Below are 19,335 nucleotides of genomic sequence, written 5' to 3' on the forward strand. Positions count from 1 at the left end.
CCCATGAAAAAGCCATGCATTACCCTCGCGATCACCGCTGCGCTGTTCACGGCTCCGGTGTTTGCCAACCCTCAGCAGATGGATCCCAACATGCCGGGCATGGCTGGGATGCATGAAGCCACACCCGCCGATGTGCAGGGCGTGGGCGTGGTCAAGGCGGTCGACACCACCAAGGGCACCCTCACGCTGCAGCATGAGGCGATTGCCGCCATCGGCTGGCCGGCCATGACGATGCCGTTCAAGGTGGCTTCGCCGGAGCTGCTGACGCACGTGAAGGTGGGCGATAAGGTGCAATTCACCTTCCATCAGGCCAGCACGGGTAGCACGGTGACGGCGATCCGTCCGGCACGTTGACAGACCACGTCGCCGGCTGGCCCCAACTGTCGAGGGTCAGCCGGCGGTCGTGAAAGCAGTACCGCCACGCACGTTATGCGTGCGCCTGGCGGTGTTTGTTGTGGTTGTCATTTTTGGAGAACGACCATGAAATCGTTTACTGCTTGTCTCAGCCTCCCGCTGCTGCTCGCGGGCCTTACCATTGGCCGCATCGCGTACGCGACCGATTCCTACACTGATGGCTGGGTTGGCCATGTGGATGGCCCGCGTTTGGATGTCTGTTATCGAGTCACGCCACTGCCAGCGGTTGGTGCGCGACTGGAGGTCCTGCGGACATCCTTCGTGGTTCCAAACAAAGGGCAGCCCCGCCAACAGTTCGCGGTGGCGGGGTATGCCACGGTAACGTCGATCATCGACGCGCATTGCGTACGTGCCGAGCTGACCCAGGGCACGGCGAAGCGGACCGATCACGCGCGGCGCGCGGACTGAGCGGACGCGACGACAAGGCCGCCAAGGCATGCTCCGCGACGGCCCAAAGCGGCATCGGCAGCCTGTATCCGTACGAACAACGTGGACGGCCCCTCGGCTGGCTGTTCGGAGCAATGGCCGGTGGCATGGCTTTCGGCTCGACTTTCGGTGCCGTGCTGGAGCCTCTGCTTGGTTGGCGCGGCCTCTTTGTTTTGGTCGCCTTGGCCGCCGTGGGTGTGTTCGTGGTGCTGCTGCTCCGCCGTTCACTTATTTCGTCGAGGAGGAAGGCTGTTCCCGAGACGATGGGAGAGCTATTCCTCGGATATCGCGATCTCATCGGCACTCCGCGGGGGCAGCGCACTTATGGCTATGTTTTCGTCAATTCGATTTTTCACTCTGGCGTCTTCACGTGGCTCGGTGTCTATTTCGAGCAGCGTTACGGTCTTGGCCCGGTAGGGATTGGTGTAGCCCTGCTCGGCTACGGGATTCCTGGTTTCTTGTTCGGCCCGCTGATCGGCCGGGCCGCCGACCGCTGGGGGCGCGCCAGGTTGTTGCCCATCGGGCTTGGGTTGGGTGCCCTAGGTGCAGCTACCCTGATTTTCAACGGTCCCCTGATACTCGCGATTGTGGCCGTGACCGTCCTTTCTCTCGGCTACGACATGACGCAGCCCCTCTTCGGGGGCATCGTCACCGCGCTTGGAGGAAAGCGCCCGGGACAGGCGATGGGCTTGAACGTCTTCGCACTATTCGCTGGATTCGGCGTGGGTAGCCTCCTGTTCGGCGAGGCGCTTCGGCTTGGGTTCGGGATGGCGCTTGGCATCTTCGTCATGGTTCAAGCGCTGGCGACCGCGCTGTCCATCGGATGGTTCAGCGCGGAGGTTCCAGTCAACAGAGTCAACAGCTAGCCCGCCAGCGCAAAACCCACGGATATGGATCGAATACATATCCTTGATCACTGGTCTGTTGGCGGGGCCGCGTCGCTTAAACGGCTGCTCCAGCGGGGGAGTAGAGATTGGGAAGCCACGGTTCGGTGCCATCTGGCTCGTAACAGAGTGCCAAGATACTTTCTTCTTCGCTTTTCTATTCCTCATCGGCCCACTGGCACGTGTCCGAAGTTTCATTTCAGAGGTTCGCACCACGCCGTACGCAGACGTCACAGGCCGATAAGCGCTACGTCTGATGCAAAAAATTCAAGGTCGGGCAATGCTCCCCACGCGGCGCATGCGCGCAGTCGTCGGCGAGCTGCATAAGTTCCGTTTCCAGCCGCTTCAGATCCTCCAGCTTGCGGCGCACATCGAGGAGTTTGTGTTCGGTCATTCGACGCGTCTGCTCGCAGGCTCGTTTGCCCTTGAGGTGGAGAAGTCCGGCAATCTCGTCCAGCGTGAAACCCATGGTCTTGGCGCGTCGAATGAACTGAAGACGCGCCAGATCCTGGTGTTCATAGCGACGCACACCGCCCAACGGGCGCTCGGGCTCACGCAGCAGGCCCACCCGCTGGTAGTAGCGCACGGTCTCGATGTGGACGTCGGCGGCCAGGGCCAGCCGGCCGATGGTGAGGGCGGAAGTCATGCTTGACTCCGTAGTTGGGTACGGAAGTTAGTATGCGCTCATGAATACGTTACCAGCCAAATCGTCGCTACCCGCCGTGATCGTCGCGCTGCTCGCGGCGATCGGGGCATCCGTGTGTTGCGTGGTACCGCTGGTGCTGGTGTTGCTGGGCATCAGCGGGGCGTGGATCGCCTATCTCACGGCGCTCGATCCCTGGCGTCCATGGTTCATCGCGGCCACTTTGCTTAGCCTTGGTCTCGCGTTCTGGACGCTGTATGGGCCATGGTCGCGTTGCCGCACCGAGGGCACCTGCGTCGAGCCGACGGTCTTGCGGCGGCGGCGGTTTTGGCTGTGGACAGCCACCGTGCTGACCGTGCCGTTGTTGCTGTTTCCCTATTTCATTGGCTGGTTTTTGTAGGAGACGAACGATGCGTCAGTGGCTATTCGTAATGGTCGCCATCTTGGGGCTGGGCATGGCTCATGCGGCAACACCCACCACGGCCGTGCTGCATGCGGCGAACATGACGTGCCCGAGCTGCAGTGTGACGATCAAGAAAGCCTTGAGCCGCATAGCGGGTGTCACGAGCTCGAAGGTCGATCTCAAGGCCGAGACTGTCACTGTGACGTTCGATGCCGATCGCACGACGGAGTCGACACTGGCGCGCACGGTTACCGAGGCGGGTTTTCCGGCTACGGCGCAAAACCATGGCGGTTGAGCCCATCCTGCAGAGCACGCTGACGTGCCCGCATTGCGACCATCAGGCCACCGAGACCATGCCGACCGACGCCTGCCAGTTCTTCTACGACTGTGAGGGCTGCGGCGAATTGCTCCGGCCCAAGGCGGGCGACTGCTGCGTGTTCTGCTCGTACGGCAGCGTGCCGTGTCCGCCGATCCAGCAACAGAAGTCGTGCTGCGGGTAGACCATCCTTCATAGGGGTCAAACGGTGCCGGTAGGGGGTTGTCTGAATTCATCACGACCGGCGCCCAAGTGAAATTGTCTAACAGCGTGGCTGTCGTATAGGATCATGGGATGTATCGGTCTGCGCCATCACTGCTGACTCGCCTGCGCCGCCACCGCGGATTGTGGGTGTTGGCCGTGGCCGTGTTGCTGATCAAACTGGTCAGCGGATCGATCTGCGTGGCCGATGGACCGGGAGCGCGATTCGCGTCGGCGACCGCTGCTGCCCCGACCACCCTGTTGGCGGACACCGCCGTCAGTTCGGTATCGGCTGACGATGCGAACTCCTGTCTTCTGGGTGAAGGGCGCAGTTGCCACTGTGCCTGTGCCCATTCGGTGACGTTCCCCGTCAGCGCATCGCTTCCCATCGCCATGATGGAAGCACGCTTCGCACCGCTCACCCTCCATTCGGGATTCACGCCGGCCACGACCGGCTCGCTGCTGCGCCCTCCGATCGCCTGAAACCGCTCCGTTACGCGACGCCACCGCCGGTGCAGTTCGTCGCTTCGTGACCGTTTTCAGGAGATCGCTTCATGTCTGTTTTTCGTTCGGTGCCCATCGGCGCCGTGTGTCTGTTGTACGCGGCGATGCTCAGTGCCGCGCCCGTATCCCCTTTCTCCCCACCGGTAGCTCCCCTGCCGACATCGTTGTCGACGTCGCCCTTGCAGGATGCGGTGCGCCGTATCTGGCAAGCCAGTCCCGAGGTGCAGGCCGCGCGCGCGGATCTGGATGCTGCCCAGGCCCGTGCGCGTGCCGCTGCGCAGCCGCTGTACAACCCCTCGCTGTCGCTTGATGCGGAGAATGCCGACGCCAATCGGCGCACGGCCGGCATCAGCCTGCCGCTGGATCTGTCCGGCAAACGCCGCGCTCGCGCCAGCCAGGGCGAGGCCGACCTGCTGGCGGCCGAAGCTGGCTACAACCTGCTGCGTCGCGATGTGGCCACCCGCTGGCTGAAAGCCTGGTCGACGGCCGCACTCGCAGCCCGACAGAGCGAACTGGGGCAACGCCGCCTGGCGCTGATGAAGCGCTTCGATGACTTGGCCGCACAGCGGTTGAAGGTGGGCGACATCAGCAGTCCGGAACGCGACTTGGCCGGCTTGGCGCTCGGTGAGGCGCAGGTGCAACAAGCCACACTCGCGGGCAATGAAGCGGCAGCTCGTGCGGCGTTGCTGGCCATCAGTGGCGATCAACTGACCGCGTTGCCACCGTTGCCCAACGGTATGTCACCGGCGGCGGGCAGTGTTACGCCGTTGCCCGTCGATGAACTGCCCGAACTGCGCCAGGCCCGCGCCCAGCAAGCGAGTGCCGAGGCCGGGGTGCAAGTCGCCCGCCGGGCACGTATCCCCGATCCCACGCTGAGCTTGACCGGCGGACAGGTACGCAGCGGGCCGCGCACCGATCAGGTGATCGGTCTGAGCGTGTCCATTCCGTTGCCGGTGCTCAACACCGGACGTGCCGAAGTGGATGCCGCCCGTGCGGAAGCCGATGCAGCGGCGGCCGGTGTGCGCTCACGCCAGTTTGTGCTGCGCGCCGGACTGCAGGAAGCGCAAGCCCGTTACGCCGCCTTGCGCAGTGCGACCGAAGCCTTTCGCAGCGGCCGGGCCGCTGCATTCGAGGATCGCACCGCGTTGCTGGAGAAGCTCTGGCGTGCCGGCGAAATCAGCACGTCCGATTACCTCGTGCAGCTCAAACAGAGCCTGGACACCGCGCTGTCCGGCCAGGAACTGGAAAGCCAAACCTGGCAGACCTGGTTCGACTACCTCACCGCTGCGGGCCGTCTGACCGACTGGCTCGATGGCCGCACTCAGGACGGTCCTACTCAGGACGGCCTTAATCAGGATATCCCCCGATGAATCTCTCTCTTTTGAAACGCAGCCTGCTGGGCATGGCGCTGCTGGCCGCGTTGGCCGGCCCTGTCATGGCGCAGGAACCCGCACCCGCCAATCCGCTCGCGCTGGATGCCAAGGCGATCAAGGACGCCGGCATCGTGCTCGACAAGGCCGCCACGCGCGCCCTGACCGATGAACTGAAAGCCCCCGGCGAAGTGAAAGCCGATGCGTATTCCACCGTGCTGGTGTCGCCGCGCGTCGAATCGCAGGTGCTGGCCCGCAAGGCCAAGCTCGGCGACGTGGTGAAAACCGGTGCGCCGTTGGTGGTGCTCTCCAGCGTGCAGGTCGCCGAGACGCAAGGCGCGTTGATCGTGGCCGAACAGGACTGGCAACGGATCGCGTCGCTGGGACCGCAGGCGGTGTCGGCACGACGCTACAACGAAGCGAAGGTGCAGCGCGATCAGGCGCGTGCCAAGCTGCGTGCCTACGGGCTATCCGACGGCCAGATCCGCGGCATGCTGCGCGCGGGTTCCGCCAAGGCGGATGGCAGCTATGCATTGCTGGCGCCGACCGCCGGGCGCATCGCCAGTGACGAGTTCCTCATCGGCGAACGCGTCGAGCCCGGCCGTACCCTGTTTACCTTGGTCAACGACGACGCGGTCTGGGTCGAGGCGCAACTCGCGCCGGGCGATGCGGCCCGCGCGCAACCCGGCATGGACGCGCGCGTGCTGGCGCACGACCAGACGCTGACGGGGAAGGTCATCCTGAGTTCGTCGCAGACGAACGAACGCACCCGCACCGTGCCGGTGCGCATCGAAGTTGCCAACCCGAACAACCTCCTGCGCCCGGGCGAATTGGTCGAAGCGCGCATCGCGGTCGGTGAGGCGGTGCCGAAGCTGGCGGTACCGGCCGAAGCGATCGTGTTGCTGCAAAACCAGCCGACCGTGTTCCTGGCCAAAGGCAACGGCACGTTCGAGCCGGCGCCGGTGATGGTCGGCGACACCCGTGATGGCTGGACGATGGTCACCCAGGGCCTCAAGGCCGGCGACACCTACGTGCGCAAGGGCGCCTTCGCCTTGAAGGCCCGTTTGCTGCGCTCGCAGTTGGGAGAAGAATGATGCTGGAACGTCTGGTTGAATTCTCCCTGCGCTACAAGGTGCTGGTGCTGATCGTTTTCGTGGTGATCGGCTTCCTTGGTTTTCAGGCGGTGCGTCAGCTGCCCATCGATGCCTTCCCGGACGTCACACCGGTGCAGGTCAATGTGTACACCGAAGCCTCGGGACTTGCGGCAGAGGACGTGGAACAACTGCTGACCACGCCGGTGGAGTCGGCACTGGCCGGCCTGCCCAAGGTGGAACAGATCCGCTCGGTCAGCCTGTTCGGCTTGTCCTACGTGTCGGTGTACTTCGACGACAGCATGGACATCTACTTCGCCCGTCAGCTGGTCAACGAACGGCTGCAGCAGGTCGGCGATCGCTTGCCGGCGGGTTACGGCAAACCGGCGATGGGACCGAACACCTCCGGCCTCGGCCAGGTGTTCTGGTACACCGTCGAGCGAGCCGACAACAAGCTCAAGGGTGCTACCGCCAGCACCGCGCCGAACGACATGGACCTGCGCACCCTGCAGGACTGGACCATCCGCCTGATCCTGCGCACCGCCCCCGGCGTCGACGACGTCACCTCCTGGGGCGGCCAGGAAAAGCAGTTCCAGGTACGCATCGACCCGATGAAGCTGATCGCGCACAAGCTCGGCTTCAAGGACGTGATCGAGGCGCTGCAGGCCAACAACGCCCAGGTCGGCGGCAACTTCGTCGATGTGGGCCGCGAGCAGTACCTGGTGCGTGGACTGGGCCTGATCCAGAACGCGAAGGATCTGGGCAACATCGTGCTCAAGACCGAGGACGGTACCCCGGTCTACGTGCGTGATGTGGCCACGATCACCGAAGCGGGCGCACCGCGCACCGGTGCGGTGACCCGCGATGGCAAGGAAGTGGTGATGGGCCAGGCGCTTGCCCGCATCGGCGAGAACGCCAAGAGCGTGGTCGATGCGGTGAAAGCCAAGCTCGACACGGTGAAGCAGGCGCTGCCGCCCGGCGTCGTGGTCAAGCCAGTGTACGAACGCACCGAGTTGGTCAATGCGGCCGTGGAAACCGCCGTGCGTGCCTTGATCGAAGGTTCGATCCTGGTCGCGATCATCCTGTTCCTGTTCCTGGGCGAGTTCCGCAGCGCCATCGTGGTGGTGGTGGCGCTCCCGCTGGCCATGCTGATCGCCTTCATCTGCATGAATCAGGTCGGCCTCTCGGCCAACCTGATGTCGCTGGCGGGCCTGGCGATCGGCATCGGCATGATGGTGGACGGCGCGGTGGTGATGGTGGAGAACGCCTACCGCATCATGGCCGAGCGCAAGGCGCATGGGCTCCCGGTGGATCGCACCGCCGCGGTGCTGGCGGCTGCCCGCGAGGTGGCCAATCCGATGGCGTTTGCGATCCTGATCATCATCGTGGTGTTCCTGCCGCTGTTCAGTTTGCAAGGACTGGAAGGCAAGATGTTCAAGCCGATGGCGTTCAACATCAGCTTCGCGATGGCGGGATCGCTGATTCTCGCCTTGACGTTGATCCCGGTACTCGCCGCGCTGGTGCTGAAACCGAAGGAAGAGAAGGACACCTGGTTGGTGGCGTTCCTGAAACGCCATTACGCCACGGTGCTCGCCTGGGCGTTGGCACGTCGCAAACTGGTGTTGGGCATCGCCGCCGGTGCCTTGCTCGGCAGCCTCGCGCTGTTCCCGTTCCTCGGCAAGGAGTTCATGCCCAACCTGAAGGAAGGCGCCATCATGTGGCGGATCACCTCGATCCCGTCGGCATCGCTCGACGAGTCGATCGCCATCTCCAAACAGGTGTCGACGCTGATCAAACAGAAGTTTCCGGAAGTGGAAACCACGCTGGCAATGATCGGTCGCGCCGAGAAAGGCGAGACAGCCGACGTGAATTACATGGAGGTGTACACCCCGCTGAAGCCTAAGGATCAATGGCGCAAGGGCGAGACGCTGGAGAGCATCGAGGAGGCCATGCAGAAAGAACTGTCGGCGGCCTTGCCCACCGCGGTGGTGAGTTACACCCAGCCGATCCAGATGCGTATCGAGGAACTGATCTCCGGTGTGCGCGCCACGTTGGCGCTGAAGATCTACGGCGATGATCTGGGCGAGCTGGATCGCCTGAGCGGCCGCATCAAAAACGCGCTGGCCGGGGTGCCCGGCGTGGCCGATCTCGCGCTGGAGGCAAACATCGGCAAGCCACAGATCCGCATCAAGGTGGATCGCGATGCACTGGCCCGCTATGGCTTGAACGCCGACGACGTGTTGACCGTGGTGAAGAACGGCATCGGTGGCGAACCGGTGACGACCCTGCTCGATGGCGTGAAACGCTTCGACATCGCGGTGCGGCTGGACGATGCGGACAAGGCGTCCTTGCCGGCGATCCAGCGCATCCCGATCCGCACGGCCAGTGGCGCGCTGGTGCAGTTGTCGCAAGTGGCCGAGGTCAGTGATGCGGAAGGCTATTCGTTCATCCGTCGGGAACAGCTGCAGCGTTATGCGGTGATCCAAATGGACGTGCGTGGTCGCGACATCGACGGCTTCGTCAAGGAGGCCAATGCCGCCATCGCGCAGCAGGTGAAGCTGCCGACCGGCTACTACAGCGAATGGGGCGGCGCATTCGAGAACCAGCAGCGGGCGTTGAAGCGGTTGTCGCTGATCGTGCCGGCGACGATTTTCTTCATCTTCGTCTTGCTCTACACCGCGTTCAACTCGGTAAAGCACGCCACGCTGATCCTGGCCAACGTGCCGTTCGCCACTATTGGCGGCATCGTCGGGCTGGCGATTACCGGGCAGTACCTGTCGGTGCCCTCGGCGATCGGCTTCATCGCGGTGTTCGGCGTGGCGATGTTGAACGGCATCGTGTTGGTGAGTTTCTTGAACGAGCAACGTGAGAAAGGCTTGCCCGTGCGCGAGGCGGTGATCCGCGGCACCGCGCTACGCATGCGCCCGGTGATGATGACCGCCAGCGTGGCGATCCTGGGCCTGGTGCCGATGCTGTTGTCCAGCGGCGTCGGTGCCGAAACCCAGCGTCCGCTCGCCACCGTGGTGGTGGGCGGGCTGATCACCTCGACGTTGCTGACGCTGGTGCTGCTGCCGGTGCTCTACGACTGGATCGAAGAACGCGCCGCCCGGCGCCTCGCCAAGGAGAACACCCCATGAAAGAAGTAAAGGCATTCATCCATCGCGGCCGCGTGGTCGACGTCATCCATGCCCTGGAGGACGGTGGGTTCCGCTATCTCTCGGTGAGCGACGTCAAAGGGTTGTTGACCGCGCTCAGTGCCCAGGAACAGATCTATTCGATGGAACTGGGCGAACGGGTGACCAAGCAGATCAAGCTCGAAGTGTTTTGCGAGGACGACCAAGCCGAACGGGCCGTGCAGCTGATCCGTTTGCACGGACGCACCGGCCAGAGTGTTGCGGGCTGGGTCTACCAGAGCACGGTGGATCGGGCGTGGCCGATCGACGGGCGTGTGGATAACGACTAATCGGGGCAGCGGGAGTACTCACGTCGCTGCATCGGTGTCATTTCATAACACGGCGGCGGCCGCGTAGAGTGGTCGCCGCCATGAGGGATTCCAATACCTGAAGCATGCATCCAATCCATCGGGTTACCGGCTCATGTCTGATACGTGTTGTGCCACCACCATCGATATTGCCGCGTTGCAGGCGCGGCAGCGTCGGGTGTTGATGATCGTTCTGGCGATCAACCTCGCTACTTTCACGATGATGCTGGCCGCGGCGATCTACAGCGGTTCGTCGTCGCTGCTGTCCGGCGGGTTGGACAATCTTGGGGATGCGCTCACCTACCTCTTGAGCCTTGCGGTTGTTGGTGCCAGTGACCGCGCGAAGGCCCGGGTGGCGCTGTTCAAGGGCGCACTGATTCTTGGTGCGGCGCTTGCAGTCGCCATCCAGATTGGCTGGCGTCTCCTGCATCCTGGCGTGCCGATCTTCGAGGCGATCGGTATCGCCGCCTTGCTGAACCTGGTCGCCAATGCCGCATGCCTGCGCCTGCTGCTGCCTTACCGCAAAGGCGACGTCAACATGGCCTCGGCCTGGGAATGCTCGCGCAATGACGTGTTCGAAGGTGTCGCCGTGCTGGCAGCGGCCGCCGGCGTCGGCTTCTTCGGCGCCGGCTGGCCCGATCTGCTGGTTGCGTCGGCGTTGTTGTTGATGTTTCTGCGCTCGGCATGGCGGGTGTTCCGCATGGCGTGGCGAAGCTACGTGAGTGGAGACAACTGATGAATGCCGGGCACGATCATGTGGGTACGGAGATCAGGCACGAGACGCCGCTGTGGTGGGCACTCGGCCTGACCAGTATGTTTCTTGTCGCCGAGATCATCGGCGGTCTGCTTACCAACAGCTTGGCCTTGTTGTCGGACGCGGCACACATGGCGACCGATGTGATCGCGCTGACGATCTCGCTGACCGCCGTGCGCCTGGCACGACGTCCCCCCGATGCGAAACGCACCTATGGTTACGCGCGCATGGAAGCCATCGGCGCACTCGTCAATGGTGGCTTGCTGTTCCTCGTCGCCGGCTACATCTTGTGGGAGGCGGTGCGGCGTTTCAGCGAACCGCCGTCGGTGGCCTCCACCGGCATGCTGGTGATCGCGGTGCTCGGGCTGGTGATCAACCTCATCTCGATGCGATTGCTCAAGGCCGGCAGCGGTGAAAACCTCAACGTGAAAGGCGCCTATCTGGAAGTTTGGGCCGACATGATCGGTTCGGTCGGCGTAATCATCGGCGCGTTGATCATCAAGTTCACCGGCTTTTACATTGCCGATCCAATCATCGCCGTGTTGATTGGTCTGTGGGTGCTGCCGCGGACATGGACATTGCTGCGAGAGGCCGGGAATGTCCTGATGGAGGGGACGCCTCGTGGCGTCGATACTGAACGGGTCCGCGCCGAAATGCTGGCCACTCCGGGCGTGGCTGCGCTGCACGATGTGCACGTATGGGCGCTCAGCAGCACGCGTTCGGCGATGGCGGCGCATGTGATCATGGATGGCGACGCATCAGACGCAGAAGCGCTGCGGCTCCGGCTGGCGCAGATGCTGGAGGCGCGCTTTGACATCCATCACGTGACGCTGCAGGTCGAAACAACGTCGTGCGGGCTGGGGTGCGAGGAGCCGCAAAAGGTTTGACCTCACACAGTCGCTTTGCCAAACCGCGAGCCCGGTGCCGCTTCCACGCGATGACTCCCCGTCGGCGTGGCGTGGCTGCGACGGGAACCGTCGTCCTGTCTCAAGCCTGCGCACGTCATTGTGCGTGCGATGCCGATGAACCTGGGCGATCGCGTGCCCGCTGGCGACGCTGGCCACGGTGGAAGGCCGACAGTATGCGCGGCTACGTGGTCACCGCCGTTGGACGGCGTGGGGCTGGCTCGCAACCCCAGCCCAGCCACTCAGCATGGCCAGCCCACCTATCGCGAGGGCTCCCAGCATATCGCCGGGATAATGCACGCCCAGGTAGATGCGTGCCCATGCCATGAGCAGACCAAGCAGTGCGATCCCGATGCCCCAAACTCGGCTGCGTTGATTCAGCAACAGTATGCCGGCGACGACCCACTGCACGGTCAGGTGGTCGCTGGGAAAGCTGCCGGTCGCCGCATGGGAGACCCATGCTTGGCCGACACCGGCCACGAAGGGGCGCGCTCGATCCCAGACAGCGCCGATGACCAGATTCAGGAGTAGTGCCACGGCAGCGACACCCACCGCTTTCAGGGCGATCGAGCGCATCGACCACCGAGGAAACATCAGCATCGTCCCAAGGAGAGCAGCGGTCAGGATCAACGGCCCATCGGCCAGACCGCGCGCCAGATGCAGCATCGCGGGCGACGGCGGTGTAGACGGATGGATGGCGTGGAACAGTCGAAGGTCAACGGCATACACCACCGGGCCAAGCCCCAATGCCGGAGCGGTCATGGTTTGACGATCGATTCGCTGGCGGCAACCCGCGCTTCCTTCGCTTCGCGCAGAATGCCCAGCGCCTCCTTCAGTACATAGCAGGCGATGGCCGTACCGATCACCAGATCAGGCACCGCGCTGTGCCATAGAAGCACCAGCACACCGGAGACGATGACCGCCAAGTTCGCGAGGACATCGACCCGGGTAAATAGCCAAGTCGCTCGCAAATGCACCTCACCATGACGAAAGCGTTCCAGCAAGCGCAGCACCGTGGTGTTGACGACGAGAGCCACCAAGGCGATGCCCGTCATCCATAAGCCCTCGGGGTGGCTTCCCATCACAAGGCGCCACACGACACCGAGCAAGACGCCTAGCCCCAGCACCAAAAGCAGTGTTCCGCTCAGTTGTGCCGCCGAGGCCTTGAAGCTCGCGCTGCGCGCCCACGCCAGCAGGGCGATGCCGTAGGCACTCGCATCGGCCAGCATATCCAGCGAGTCGGCGATCAATCCCATCGACTGGGCGATCAGCCCCGCGACGATGCCGACCACGAACATCGTGGCATTGAGCCCCAAGGCGACGCGCAGAATTCGGCGTTCCGCTTCATTGGTCGCTTGCACGTGGCAGCCGCAGTCGCTCATGTCTTGTCGCCTTCAGTCTGCATCGGGGAGCACTTCCCGAGTCGTTGGAGGTGACGGGAGTCGTTGACGGCCACGACGGATATTGAACACGAATCCGACAGCCAGCAGCACCAAAATCGCCAACTGGGCCAACAAGGATTGCCAGGTCGGATAGATGCCCAGCAATTCGATATGCGGCACTGGCGCCACGCTCACCGCGACCCAGCCGGCCTCCTGCAGGGCGGCGATACCTTTGCCAGTCAGCACGATGGCGAGCACGGCGATCAGCGCCGAACTGGCGGAGAAGAATGTGCCGATCGGCAGCCGCCGGCTGGTGCGCAGCAGCACCCAGGCGATTAGCCCCAGCACCGCGGCACCGGCGGCGATGCCGCTGAGCAGCCACACTTCCTGGCCGTCGTTCCACAACGCAGCGTAGAACAGGATGCTCTCGAACACCTCGCGGTACACCGAGATGAAGGCCAGTCCGAACAGGAACCACGCCGAACGTCGGTTGAGCGCGGCCGCCATCTTTTCCTTTAGATACGCCTGCCAGCGACCACCGATGCTCTTCTGGTGCATCCACAGACCGACCCCGAGCAACACGAACGCCGCAAACAGCGACGACAGTCCCTCGGTCAATTCACGACCGGCACCGCTGATGGAGATCGCATAGCTGGCGATCGCCCAGGTGATGCCACCGGCCACGAGCGCAAGGATCCAGCCCGCATGCACGTAGCGCAGCGCTTCGGGTCGCGCGGCCTTGCGTAGAAAAGCGAGCAGTGCGACCACGACCAGCAGGGCTTCCAGACCCTCGCGAACCAGGATGGTGAAGGCACCCAAGAAGATGGCGGCCGCATCGCTCGCCGCATCGGCGGTGACTTCCTGTGCGCGTACCAACAGACCATCAATGGCATCGGCCTGTTTCACCACCGACTCCACGGGAGTGTTACCCGACAATGCGCTGCGATAGGCACCCATCGACGTTTCGAGCTGGGCGCGCAGCGCGCTGTCACGTGCATTGAGTTGCGGTTCGACCGGTTCCACGCCATCGAGGTAGGCGGATAGCGCCAGCTGGGTGGCTTGCGTCTTCGCACCAGCACGGTAAGCCGTCAGGCTCGCCGCCAGTCGCGCCCGTGCCAGGGGGATGCCGGCCAAGGCCTGCTGCTGGATGACGTCAGGGTGAGCTCGCAAGTAACCCACGATCGTCCGAGCACGCTCTGCACCAAGAGTAGGTGTCAGCTGCGCAACACGCGCACGCGACAGCTCCTTCAGATCCGCGATCTGCGCTCGCGCGGCAGTGTCGTGTTGCCAGGTATCGGCACCGGCGACCGCTTCCTTGGCGTAAGCCAGCGAACCCACGTAGTACGCCAGCGCCCAGCGGTCATCGGAAGAGAGTTGCTGCGCGTAGCTCGCCATCGGCGTGCCTGCCACGCCCTGGCTGATCACCTCATACAACGACAGCGCGCTGCGTTGATCGGCCCGCGTCTGATCGGTGAAGTTCACCGGTCGGGGCGATAGCAGCAGGCCAGCGGGCCCGTCACCGTGTCCGGTGGCGCCATGACAAGCGGCGCACTGGTTTTGATAGAGCGTTGCCCCGCGCGCCAGATCGGGAGCGCGTTCCGGTGCGGTCGGCACCGGGTACGCCTGCAGCAACGCATCGGCCAGTGCATGCGCCTGCGTCGCCACCTGCGCGGGTGTCGCCTTGGCCTCGACCGAGGCCACCAACGTATCGGCTTGTTGCAATAGTGCCGGTGTGGCGACGGTCGGTGGCAACGCGGCGATACGCGATCGCGCTGTCGCCGTGAACTCCCGCATCTCGGCGTACTCGGACGTGCTGATCACAGCGCCATCCTTCACCGCGCCCGCGTAATCGGTCGCCAGGTAGTCGAGCATCTGCCAGGTCTGCGGGACGGCGGAAGGGATGTCCTCGGCCTGTGCCGGCAGCGCGCCTATGCCCCACACCAGAAGGGCGGCCACGGCGACGTGGTGCAAGATATTGCGAATGCGTGTCGTTATCATTGTTGAAGTATAGCCAGAGAGGGATTCGGTGGCAGCATGGCGTTCACTGGACGTGCGAGGGGTGCAAACGAAACTGCGGCCACGCGGATCTCAGGACCTCGACACCGGTTCGCGCGAAAAGCAACGCCAGCAAGGCGCCAAAAGCCAGATCGAGCCATGTCCAGCCGCTCCAGGCCATGAGTGCCGTGGTCAGCAAAACGCCGGCATTGCCGATGACGTCATTGCGCGAGCACAGCCAGACCGAGCGCATGTTGATGTCGTGCGAACGAAATCGGGTCAGCAACGCGAGGCAGGTGAGATTGGCGATGAGCGCGACACCGGCGGCGATCGCCATCACACCCGTCAAGGGCTCGGCACCCGTCACCAGCTTGCGGCCGACTTCGGCGATCACGATCCCCGCGAACAGCAGCTGGATGCCGCCTTTCACCAGAGCGGACCCCGCCCGCCACCGCAGGGCCTGTCCCACGGCCCAGAGACTGAGCGCATACACCAACGCATCGCCGAGACTGTCCAGGGAGTCTCCCTGCAGCGCGGTCGAATCAGCCCAAAGCCCCGCGCCGAATTCGCCCACGAAGATCGCCACGTTGATGAATAAGACCGTCCATAACACGCGACGCTGGGCCGCAGAGCGAGCCAACGCTTGACCGGTTGATTCACAGTCGCAACATGCCATCACTTGAACTCTTATGCGGTGTGCGGCGTAGACTAAAGTCCGTAGCTACTACGGAGTCAACCACCGTGCGCATTAGCGATCTGGCGAAAGCCACCGGCTGTCATCTGGAAACCGTACGCTACTACGAGCGCATCGGGTTGCTGCCGCCGCCGGAGCGGTCGACTGCGGGATACCGCAACTATCGCGATAGCGACGTCGAGCGTTTGCAGTTCATTGTGCGCAGCCGCGCGCTGGGTTTTAGCCTCGAAGAAATCCGTAGCCTACTCACGCTTGCCTCACGCACGGAACTGTCGTGCAAGCAGGTCGATGGCGTGGCACGAACGCATCTGGCACAGGTGGAAGCCAAGCAGCGCGAATTGGCGGCGCTGGCCGCCGAGCTGCGGGGCATGATCGAAACGTGCCATCACGACACGCGAGCAACCTGCACCATCTTGCAATCGCTGGCAGGGTAGATGGTCTGCATTCCTCCATTAGCCATCGTCAGGGGTCAGCGTCAGAAGTGGCCGTATCCGTTGTCGGATGGTCAGGAGCAAGGCGCTCATGCTCTCCAGCTCGGCCTCAATGTCTGCCGCCAACTCGGTGATGGTTTCATCGACGCTCGTCGCGGATAAGGCTCCCCCGTTGATCAGGGTGTGCGCCATCCCATGCAACCGGAGAAGATCGGCGCGTAATTCGTCCGGATCGACCAGGACCGCGCGAACGGTGTCGAGATCATCGACCGCACGCAACAGGTGAGTCGTATCAAAGGTCGCGCGCAATTTTTGAAGTCCTATGACGTCGACACCCCCGCGGGGCGACGCGGCGTCGATCCGCCCCGTGCTATTCGATCGCTGGGTCATTCGCTTGCTCCGTTGCTAGGGTCGTCGCCCGCGCGGCTTTGGCGGCATCCTTGAACAGGCGGTCACGAATCCACGGTTCGGGCGGTCGCTTCAAGTCAAGGCGATAGTCACCAAACCGTTTGACGCCGCCGGTCAGATAGGGTGAGAAAAAGGCCACGTCGTGTCCCGACACCGCGAGACCTTCATCAGCAAGCTTTTGAAGGGCGCGCATCATGTCCACGGTGTTCTGCAAGATCACGGCCGAGGCGATCAGATCGTTATACCGAAGACGCTTCTGTTGCTCGTCTGGATCGTTCTCGGCGATCACGTCGCCGCCGAACGAAAAGAACTTCGCGAAGCCGTTGTACGACTCGATCTTATTGGTCTCGGCCGTGACCTCTTGGCGCAAGGGCAAACTACCGATCCAGTTCAACAAAAAGACGGTGCGGTGGGCGCGCCCGAGCTCCTGCGCCGCCAGAAAAAGGCGGTTGCGTTGGCTGCTCGCACCGAGCCGGCGCAGAAGCATCGGGGAGGCGATCCTGCCCGCCTGGATCGAGATAGCAATCTGCAGGAGATCCTTCCAGTGGGTCTCGATCAACGTCCAGTCGATTGCGCCATGAAAGAGCGAGTCGATGTGCTTGTAGTGGGTCTGCTTGTCGGCACGGAAGAAATCGAGATCCTTCCAGTTGCGTATCCGCGGCAACAGATTGATACCGAGCAGGTACGTGAACGCAAACACGGTGGCCGACTGGCCCTGCGTGTCCGAGTACACGGTGTCGGGTTCGACCGACAGCTTGGCTTGCATCAGGCCTTCGATGACGTAGACGGCCTCCCAGATACCCGGCGGGATAAAGTGCCGAAAGGTCGCGATGTAGTTATTCGCGACATGACGATAGGCCACCGCACCCATCTTGCGGTACCGAAAGTGATAGCCCGCCAACAAGTTCTGATCGTAGAAGTCATATTGCGTGCCATCGGCCGCGACGCTCTTGCCGTCACCCCAGAGCCGCGGAAGATCGAGGCGCAGATAGAGCTCAGCCAGTTCGCGAGTGGCGGCTTCGAGCTTTTCGACGGTGACGTGCCGGCGGTTGACCCGCGAAATCATATGCGGGCTGACCTCGCCGACGAAATGGCGCGCGGCTTGGTTGGGCCCCAGGTTGCACCCCATAGCGAAGACCGTTTGCAGATAACGCTCGGTGGCCTGTTTGATCTTCGGCTCGTGCCCCGATATCGGGCCAAAATGCCGCGTGAAGTGCGTCCAGTGCTCGATGTTGGCCAGAATATCCAGGAGGTTCCGCGTGGGGAGTTCACGGCCGAGTGCACTCTGCAGGGCAATCACCGACGCCGGGATATCCCGCGCCTGGACGCGACGCAGCACCGGCTCGCCATCGGCACCGATCGCCACATCTCCCTTGAGTTCGGGAAACGCGGCGTCGATGCGTGCCGCCGTGTCGGTCAACCGTTGTTTCAGCTCGCTGACGCATGCCGCCGCTGAGGGTGGAATATCGACCTTGGCGCAAAAATCGGCGAGGCGCGCTTCGCACTCCGCCCATGGCAGCAAGTGCTCTCGGACGTCGGCGAAGGCCTCCGATCCCACCACACAGGTATCACCGGATTTGAGCTCGCTGGCCAGGTGCGAGAAAACACACATTTCGAGGTAGCGACGATTGACGGACGGGCCATCGTCAGAGCGCATGATGAGCTTGCGCCACCGTTCCGAGCAAAATTGCAGATTCACCGCGTCGGAAACCCATTCGGCTTTGCGACCTTCGTTGGCCAGCACGATGGCCAACGCTTCCATGAGCGATTGGTTCTGCGTCGACGAGACGAAATCAAGCGTGCGCGCAAGCCGCATCAACACTGCACGATGACTGCTGAAGAAACGCCAGAGCAATGGCAGGTGATTGCTACCGCCCGATAGACGAATCGCCGCACAGTCTTCGCGTAACCCCTCCAAATTGCCGTCCGGCGTCAGCAGTGCGCGGATGCGACGTCCGGCAGCAGGGTCTTCCTTTTCCTCCGCGAGGATCGCCAGGACATCGTCCAGTTTCGCGACGAGCTGTTCGGCCATCGCACGTTGGTGCATCTGAATCGCGGTGAGTTCTTCCTTGGCGCGTTTGTGCAGCGTACTCACGCGGCGAATGAACATTTCCGCGAGATCGTCGCGTGCGCGAACCCGCATGCGGTGAATCAGTGCGAGCATCAGGGCGTATCGCCGGCTAGGTACTGTGCGTTTGAGGTCATCCGCATCGAGCAAAGCGGCTTGGTGGGCGAGGTGCCGGATCTTGTTCACGGGGGCATCGCGGAGTGAATCATCCACGTCGCCCAGTGTCTTCAGCCACGCCAACTGATCGAGAACGGCTTCGAGGTGCTTTTTGGTCGCCCGCTTGGGGATGGCCTTGATCGCCTGGAAAGCCGACTGCCGCTGGGCGAAGTCGGTGGCCAACAGACTGTCCAAAAAATCCCGACGTTCGGTCGTCAGACCCGCGCTGACGCTGTCATACAGGCGCTCTTGCGCAGTCACGGCCGCGGCTTCGGCGATCCTGTCCAGCGTGGAGAACGCCGGCAGCTCGTACCGGCGATAGATCAGCTCTTCGATCGTTGCATTGATGACGTCAACACGCTGGTCCATGACTTCGGACGCTTCATACGCTGCACGCACGGCAATGCGTTGTGCTTCCTTGCCGTAGTAGCGTTGGATGTCGAGATAGGTACGGACGGCCGCGAAATGCCGATAGAGGGTCTTGGAGCCCCGATAGTCAGCCGCCGTGGCTGGCTTCAGGTTCAACACCGTCCGAATGTGGCCGATGATCTCAGCCGGCACGCTCTCCAAGGCAAGAAAGTAATGCAACTGCTGAAACGTCTTGAGCAGCACGATCAAGCCCAAGCGGCCCGCATCGCTACGAGCAAAGCCCGAAGCCCATTCCACTTCGTCCGCATCGGGGGTGTAATACCGGAGCAGGTCGCGTGTCGTGATCACACGAGGAAACCGCGGGTACGCGGTGCGCTCAAGATTCGCCATGGCCACCATCCGAGAGAGAGGGTGGCTTTGAGCTTAACGAACGATGGTGA

Annotated in this window: 21 protein-coding genes; 14 read left to right on the forward strand and 7 right to left on the reverse strand. The window is 63.1% G+C overall.

Annotated elements, in window-relative coordinates:
• The first annotated feature begins 3 nt into the window (after positions 1–3).
• The 3 genes from AC3WTD_RS11745 (at position 4) to AC3WTD_RS11755 (ending at position 1,706) form a co-directional block, all read left to right on the forward strand.
• Positions 4–354 carry a copper-binding protein gene (locus AC3WTD_RS11745; protein ID WP_027485197.1) on the forward strand — a complete coding sequence of 117 codons (351 nt, stop codon included), beginning with the start codon at positions 4–6 and terminating at the stop codon, positions 352–354.
• Between the two features lie 126 nt (positions 355–480).
• Positions 481–822 (forward strand): hypothetical protein, encoded by a 342-nt coding sequence (locus AC3WTD_RS11750; protein WP_168149676.1) that lies wholly within the window; start codon positions 481–483, stop codon positions 820–822.
• Positions 756–1,706 carry an MFS transporter gene (locus tag AC3WTD_RS11755; RefSeq protein WP_231381789.1) on the forward strand — a complete coding sequence of 317 codons (951 nt, stop codon included), beginning with the start codon at positions 756–758 and terminating at the stop codon, positions 1,704–1,706. Before AC3WTD_RS11750 ends, AC3WTD_RS11755 begins: the two co-directional genes overlap by 67 nt.
• A 265-nt stretch (positions 1,707–1,971) precedes the next feature.
• Here AC3WTD_RS11755 and AC3WTD_RS11760 read toward each other — a convergent pair whose 3' ends face one another.
• The gene (locus AC3WTD_RS11760; RefSeq protein WP_027485198.1) at positions 1,972–2,370 is read right to left on the reverse strand and encodes a MerR family DNA-binding protein; all 399 of its coding nucleotides are present in this window, start codon (positions 2,368–2,370) and stop codon (positions 1,972–1,974) included.
• A gap of 40 nt (positions 2,371–2,410) precedes the next feature.
• Between AC3WTD_RS11760 and AC3WTD_RS11765 the strand changes: the two genes are divergently transcribed.
• The 10 genes from AC3WTD_RS11765 (at position 2,411) to AC3WTD_RS11810 (ending at position 11,374) form a co-directional block, all read left to right on the forward strand.
• Positions 2,411–2,767, forward strand: coding sequence for a mercuric transporter MerT family protein (locus tag AC3WTD_RS11765; RefSeq protein ID WP_027485199.1), 357 nt, complete (start codon positions 2,411–2,413; stop codon positions 2,765–2,767).
• 10 nt (positions 2,768–2,777) lie between these two features.
• Positions 2,778–3,065 carry a heavy-metal-associated domain-containing protein gene (locus AC3WTD_RS11770; RefSeq protein WP_027485200.1) on the forward strand — a complete coding sequence of 96 codons (288 nt, stop codon included), beginning with the start codon at positions 2,778–2,780 and terminating at the stop codon, positions 3,063–3,065.
• On the forward strand, positions 3,055–3,270 hold the full coding sequence (locus AC3WTD_RS11775) for a GDCCVxC domain-containing (seleno)protein (RefSeq protein WP_027485201.1): 216 nt from the start codon (positions 3,055–3,057) through the stop codon (positions 3,268–3,270). Before AC3WTD_RS11770 ends, AC3WTD_RS11775 begins: the two co-directional genes overlap by 11 nt.
• Positions 3,271–3,446: 176 nt before the next feature.
• Positions 3,447–3,770, forward strand: a complete 324-nt coding sequence (locus AC3WTD_RS11780; RefSeq protein WP_223250752.1) for a hypothetical protein — start codon at positions 3,447–3,449, stop codon at positions 3,768–3,770.
• A 212-nt stretch (positions 3,771–3,982) separates the two neighbouring features.
• The gene (locus tag AC3WTD_RS11785) at positions 3,983–5,161 is read left to right on the forward strand and encodes a TolC family protein (protein ID WP_043795569.1); all 1,179 of its coding nucleotides are present in this window, start codon (positions 3,983–3,985) and stop codon (positions 5,159–5,161) included.
• Positions 5,158–6,255 (forward strand): efflux RND transporter periplasmic adaptor subunit, encoded by a 1,098-nt coding sequence (locus tag AC3WTD_RS11790; protein WP_027485203.1) that lies wholly within the window; start codon positions 5,158–5,160, stop codon positions 6,253–6,255. The genes AC3WTD_RS11785 and AC3WTD_RS11790 overlap by 4 nt, the downstream gene beginning before the upstream one ends.
• Positions 6,255–9,389, forward strand: coding sequence for an efflux RND transporter permease subunit (locus AC3WTD_RS11795; protein WP_063107839.1), 3,135 nt, complete (start codon positions 6,255–6,257; stop codon positions 9,387–9,389). The genes AC3WTD_RS11790 and AC3WTD_RS11795 overlap by 1 nt, the downstream gene beginning before the upstream one ends.
• Positions 9,386–9,715, forward strand: coding sequence for a P-II family nitrogen regulator (locus tag AC3WTD_RS11800; protein ID WP_027485205.1), 330 nt, complete (start codon positions 9,386–9,388; stop codon positions 9,713–9,715). Before AC3WTD_RS11795 ends, AC3WTD_RS11800 begins: the two co-directional genes overlap by 4 nt.
• A 133-nt stretch (positions 9,716–9,848) precedes the next feature.
• Positions 9,849–10,469 carry a cation efflux transmembrane domain-containing protein gene (locus tag AC3WTD_RS11805; RefSeq protein WP_027485206.1) on the forward strand — a complete coding sequence of 207 codons (621 nt, stop codon included), beginning with the start codon at positions 9,849–9,851 and terminating at the stop codon, positions 10,467–10,469.
• Complete coding sequence (locus AC3WTD_RS11810) at positions 10,469–11,374, forward strand: cation diffusion facilitator family transporter (protein WP_043795557.1); 906 nt, start codon at positions 10,469–10,471, stop codon at positions 11,372–11,374. Before AC3WTD_RS11805 ends, AC3WTD_RS11810 begins: the two co-directional genes overlap by 1 nt.
• 210 nt (positions 11,375–11,584) lie before the next feature.
• On the opposite strand, the gene AC3WTD_RS11815 is transcribed toward AC3WTD_RS11810, so the two are convergent.
• The 4 genes from AC3WTD_RS11815 to AC3WTD_RS11830 all read right to left on the reverse strand — a co-directional run bounded on the left by AC3WTD_RS11815 (position 11,585) and on the right by AC3WTD_RS11830 (position 15,382).
• Positions 11,585–12,154, reverse strand: a complete 570-nt coding sequence (locus tag AC3WTD_RS11815; protein WP_027485207.1) for a phosphatase PAP2 family protein — start codon at positions 12,152–12,154, stop codon at positions 11,585–11,587.
• Positions 12,151–12,774 (reverse strand): cation efflux transmembrane domain-containing protein, encoded by a 624-nt coding sequence (locus tag AC3WTD_RS11820; protein ID WP_027485208.1) that lies wholly within the window; start codon positions 12,772–12,774, stop codon positions 12,151–12,153. Before AC3WTD_RS11820 ends, AC3WTD_RS11815 begins: the two co-directional genes overlap by 4 nt.
• A 12-nt stretch (positions 12,775–12,786) precedes the next feature.
• Positions 12,787–14,745 (reverse strand): cytochrome c/FTR1 family iron permease, encoded by a 1,959-nt coding sequence (locus AC3WTD_RS11825; RefSeq protein ID WP_240954413.1) that lies wholly within the window; start codon positions 14,743–14,745, stop codon positions 12,787–12,789.
• A gap of 70 nt (positions 14,746–14,815) precedes the next feature.
• On the reverse strand, positions 14,816–15,382 hold the full coding sequence (locus AC3WTD_RS11830; RefSeq protein ID WP_206370854.1) for a cation efflux transmembrane domain-containing protein: 567 nt from the start codon (positions 15,380–15,382) through the stop codon (positions 14,816–14,818).
• 128 nt (positions 15,383–15,510) lie between these two features.
• Here AC3WTD_RS11830 and AC3WTD_RS11835 point away from each other — a divergent pair, with 128 nt between their 5' ends.
• The gene (locus tag AC3WTD_RS11835; RefSeq protein ID WP_027485211.1) at positions 15,511–15,897 is read left to right on the forward strand and encodes a MerR family transcriptional regulator; all 387 of its coding nucleotides are present in this window, start codon (positions 15,511–15,513) and stop codon (positions 15,895–15,897) included.
• 18 nt (positions 15,898–15,915) lie between these two features.
• Here AC3WTD_RS11835 and tnpC read toward each other — a convergent pair whose 3' ends face one another.
• On the reverse strand, positions 15,916–16,284 hold the full coding sequence (gene tnpC / locus AC3WTD_RS11840; RefSeq protein ID WP_068205447.1) for a Tn3 family transposase post-transcriptional regulator TnpC: 369 nt from the start codon (positions 16,282–16,284) through the stop codon (positions 15,916–15,918).
• Entirely contained in the window at positions 16,265–19,285 is a 3,021-nt protein-coding gene (locus AC3WTD_RS11845; RefSeq protein WP_063107840.1) for a Tn3 family transposase, read from the reverse strand. Before AC3WTD_RS11845 ends, tnpC begins: the two co-directional genes overlap by 20 nt.
• Positions 19,286–19,335 lie beyond the last annotated feature (50 nt).

It is taken from the genome of Rhodanobacter sp. FW106-PBR-R2A-1-15, from assembly GCF_058789735.1.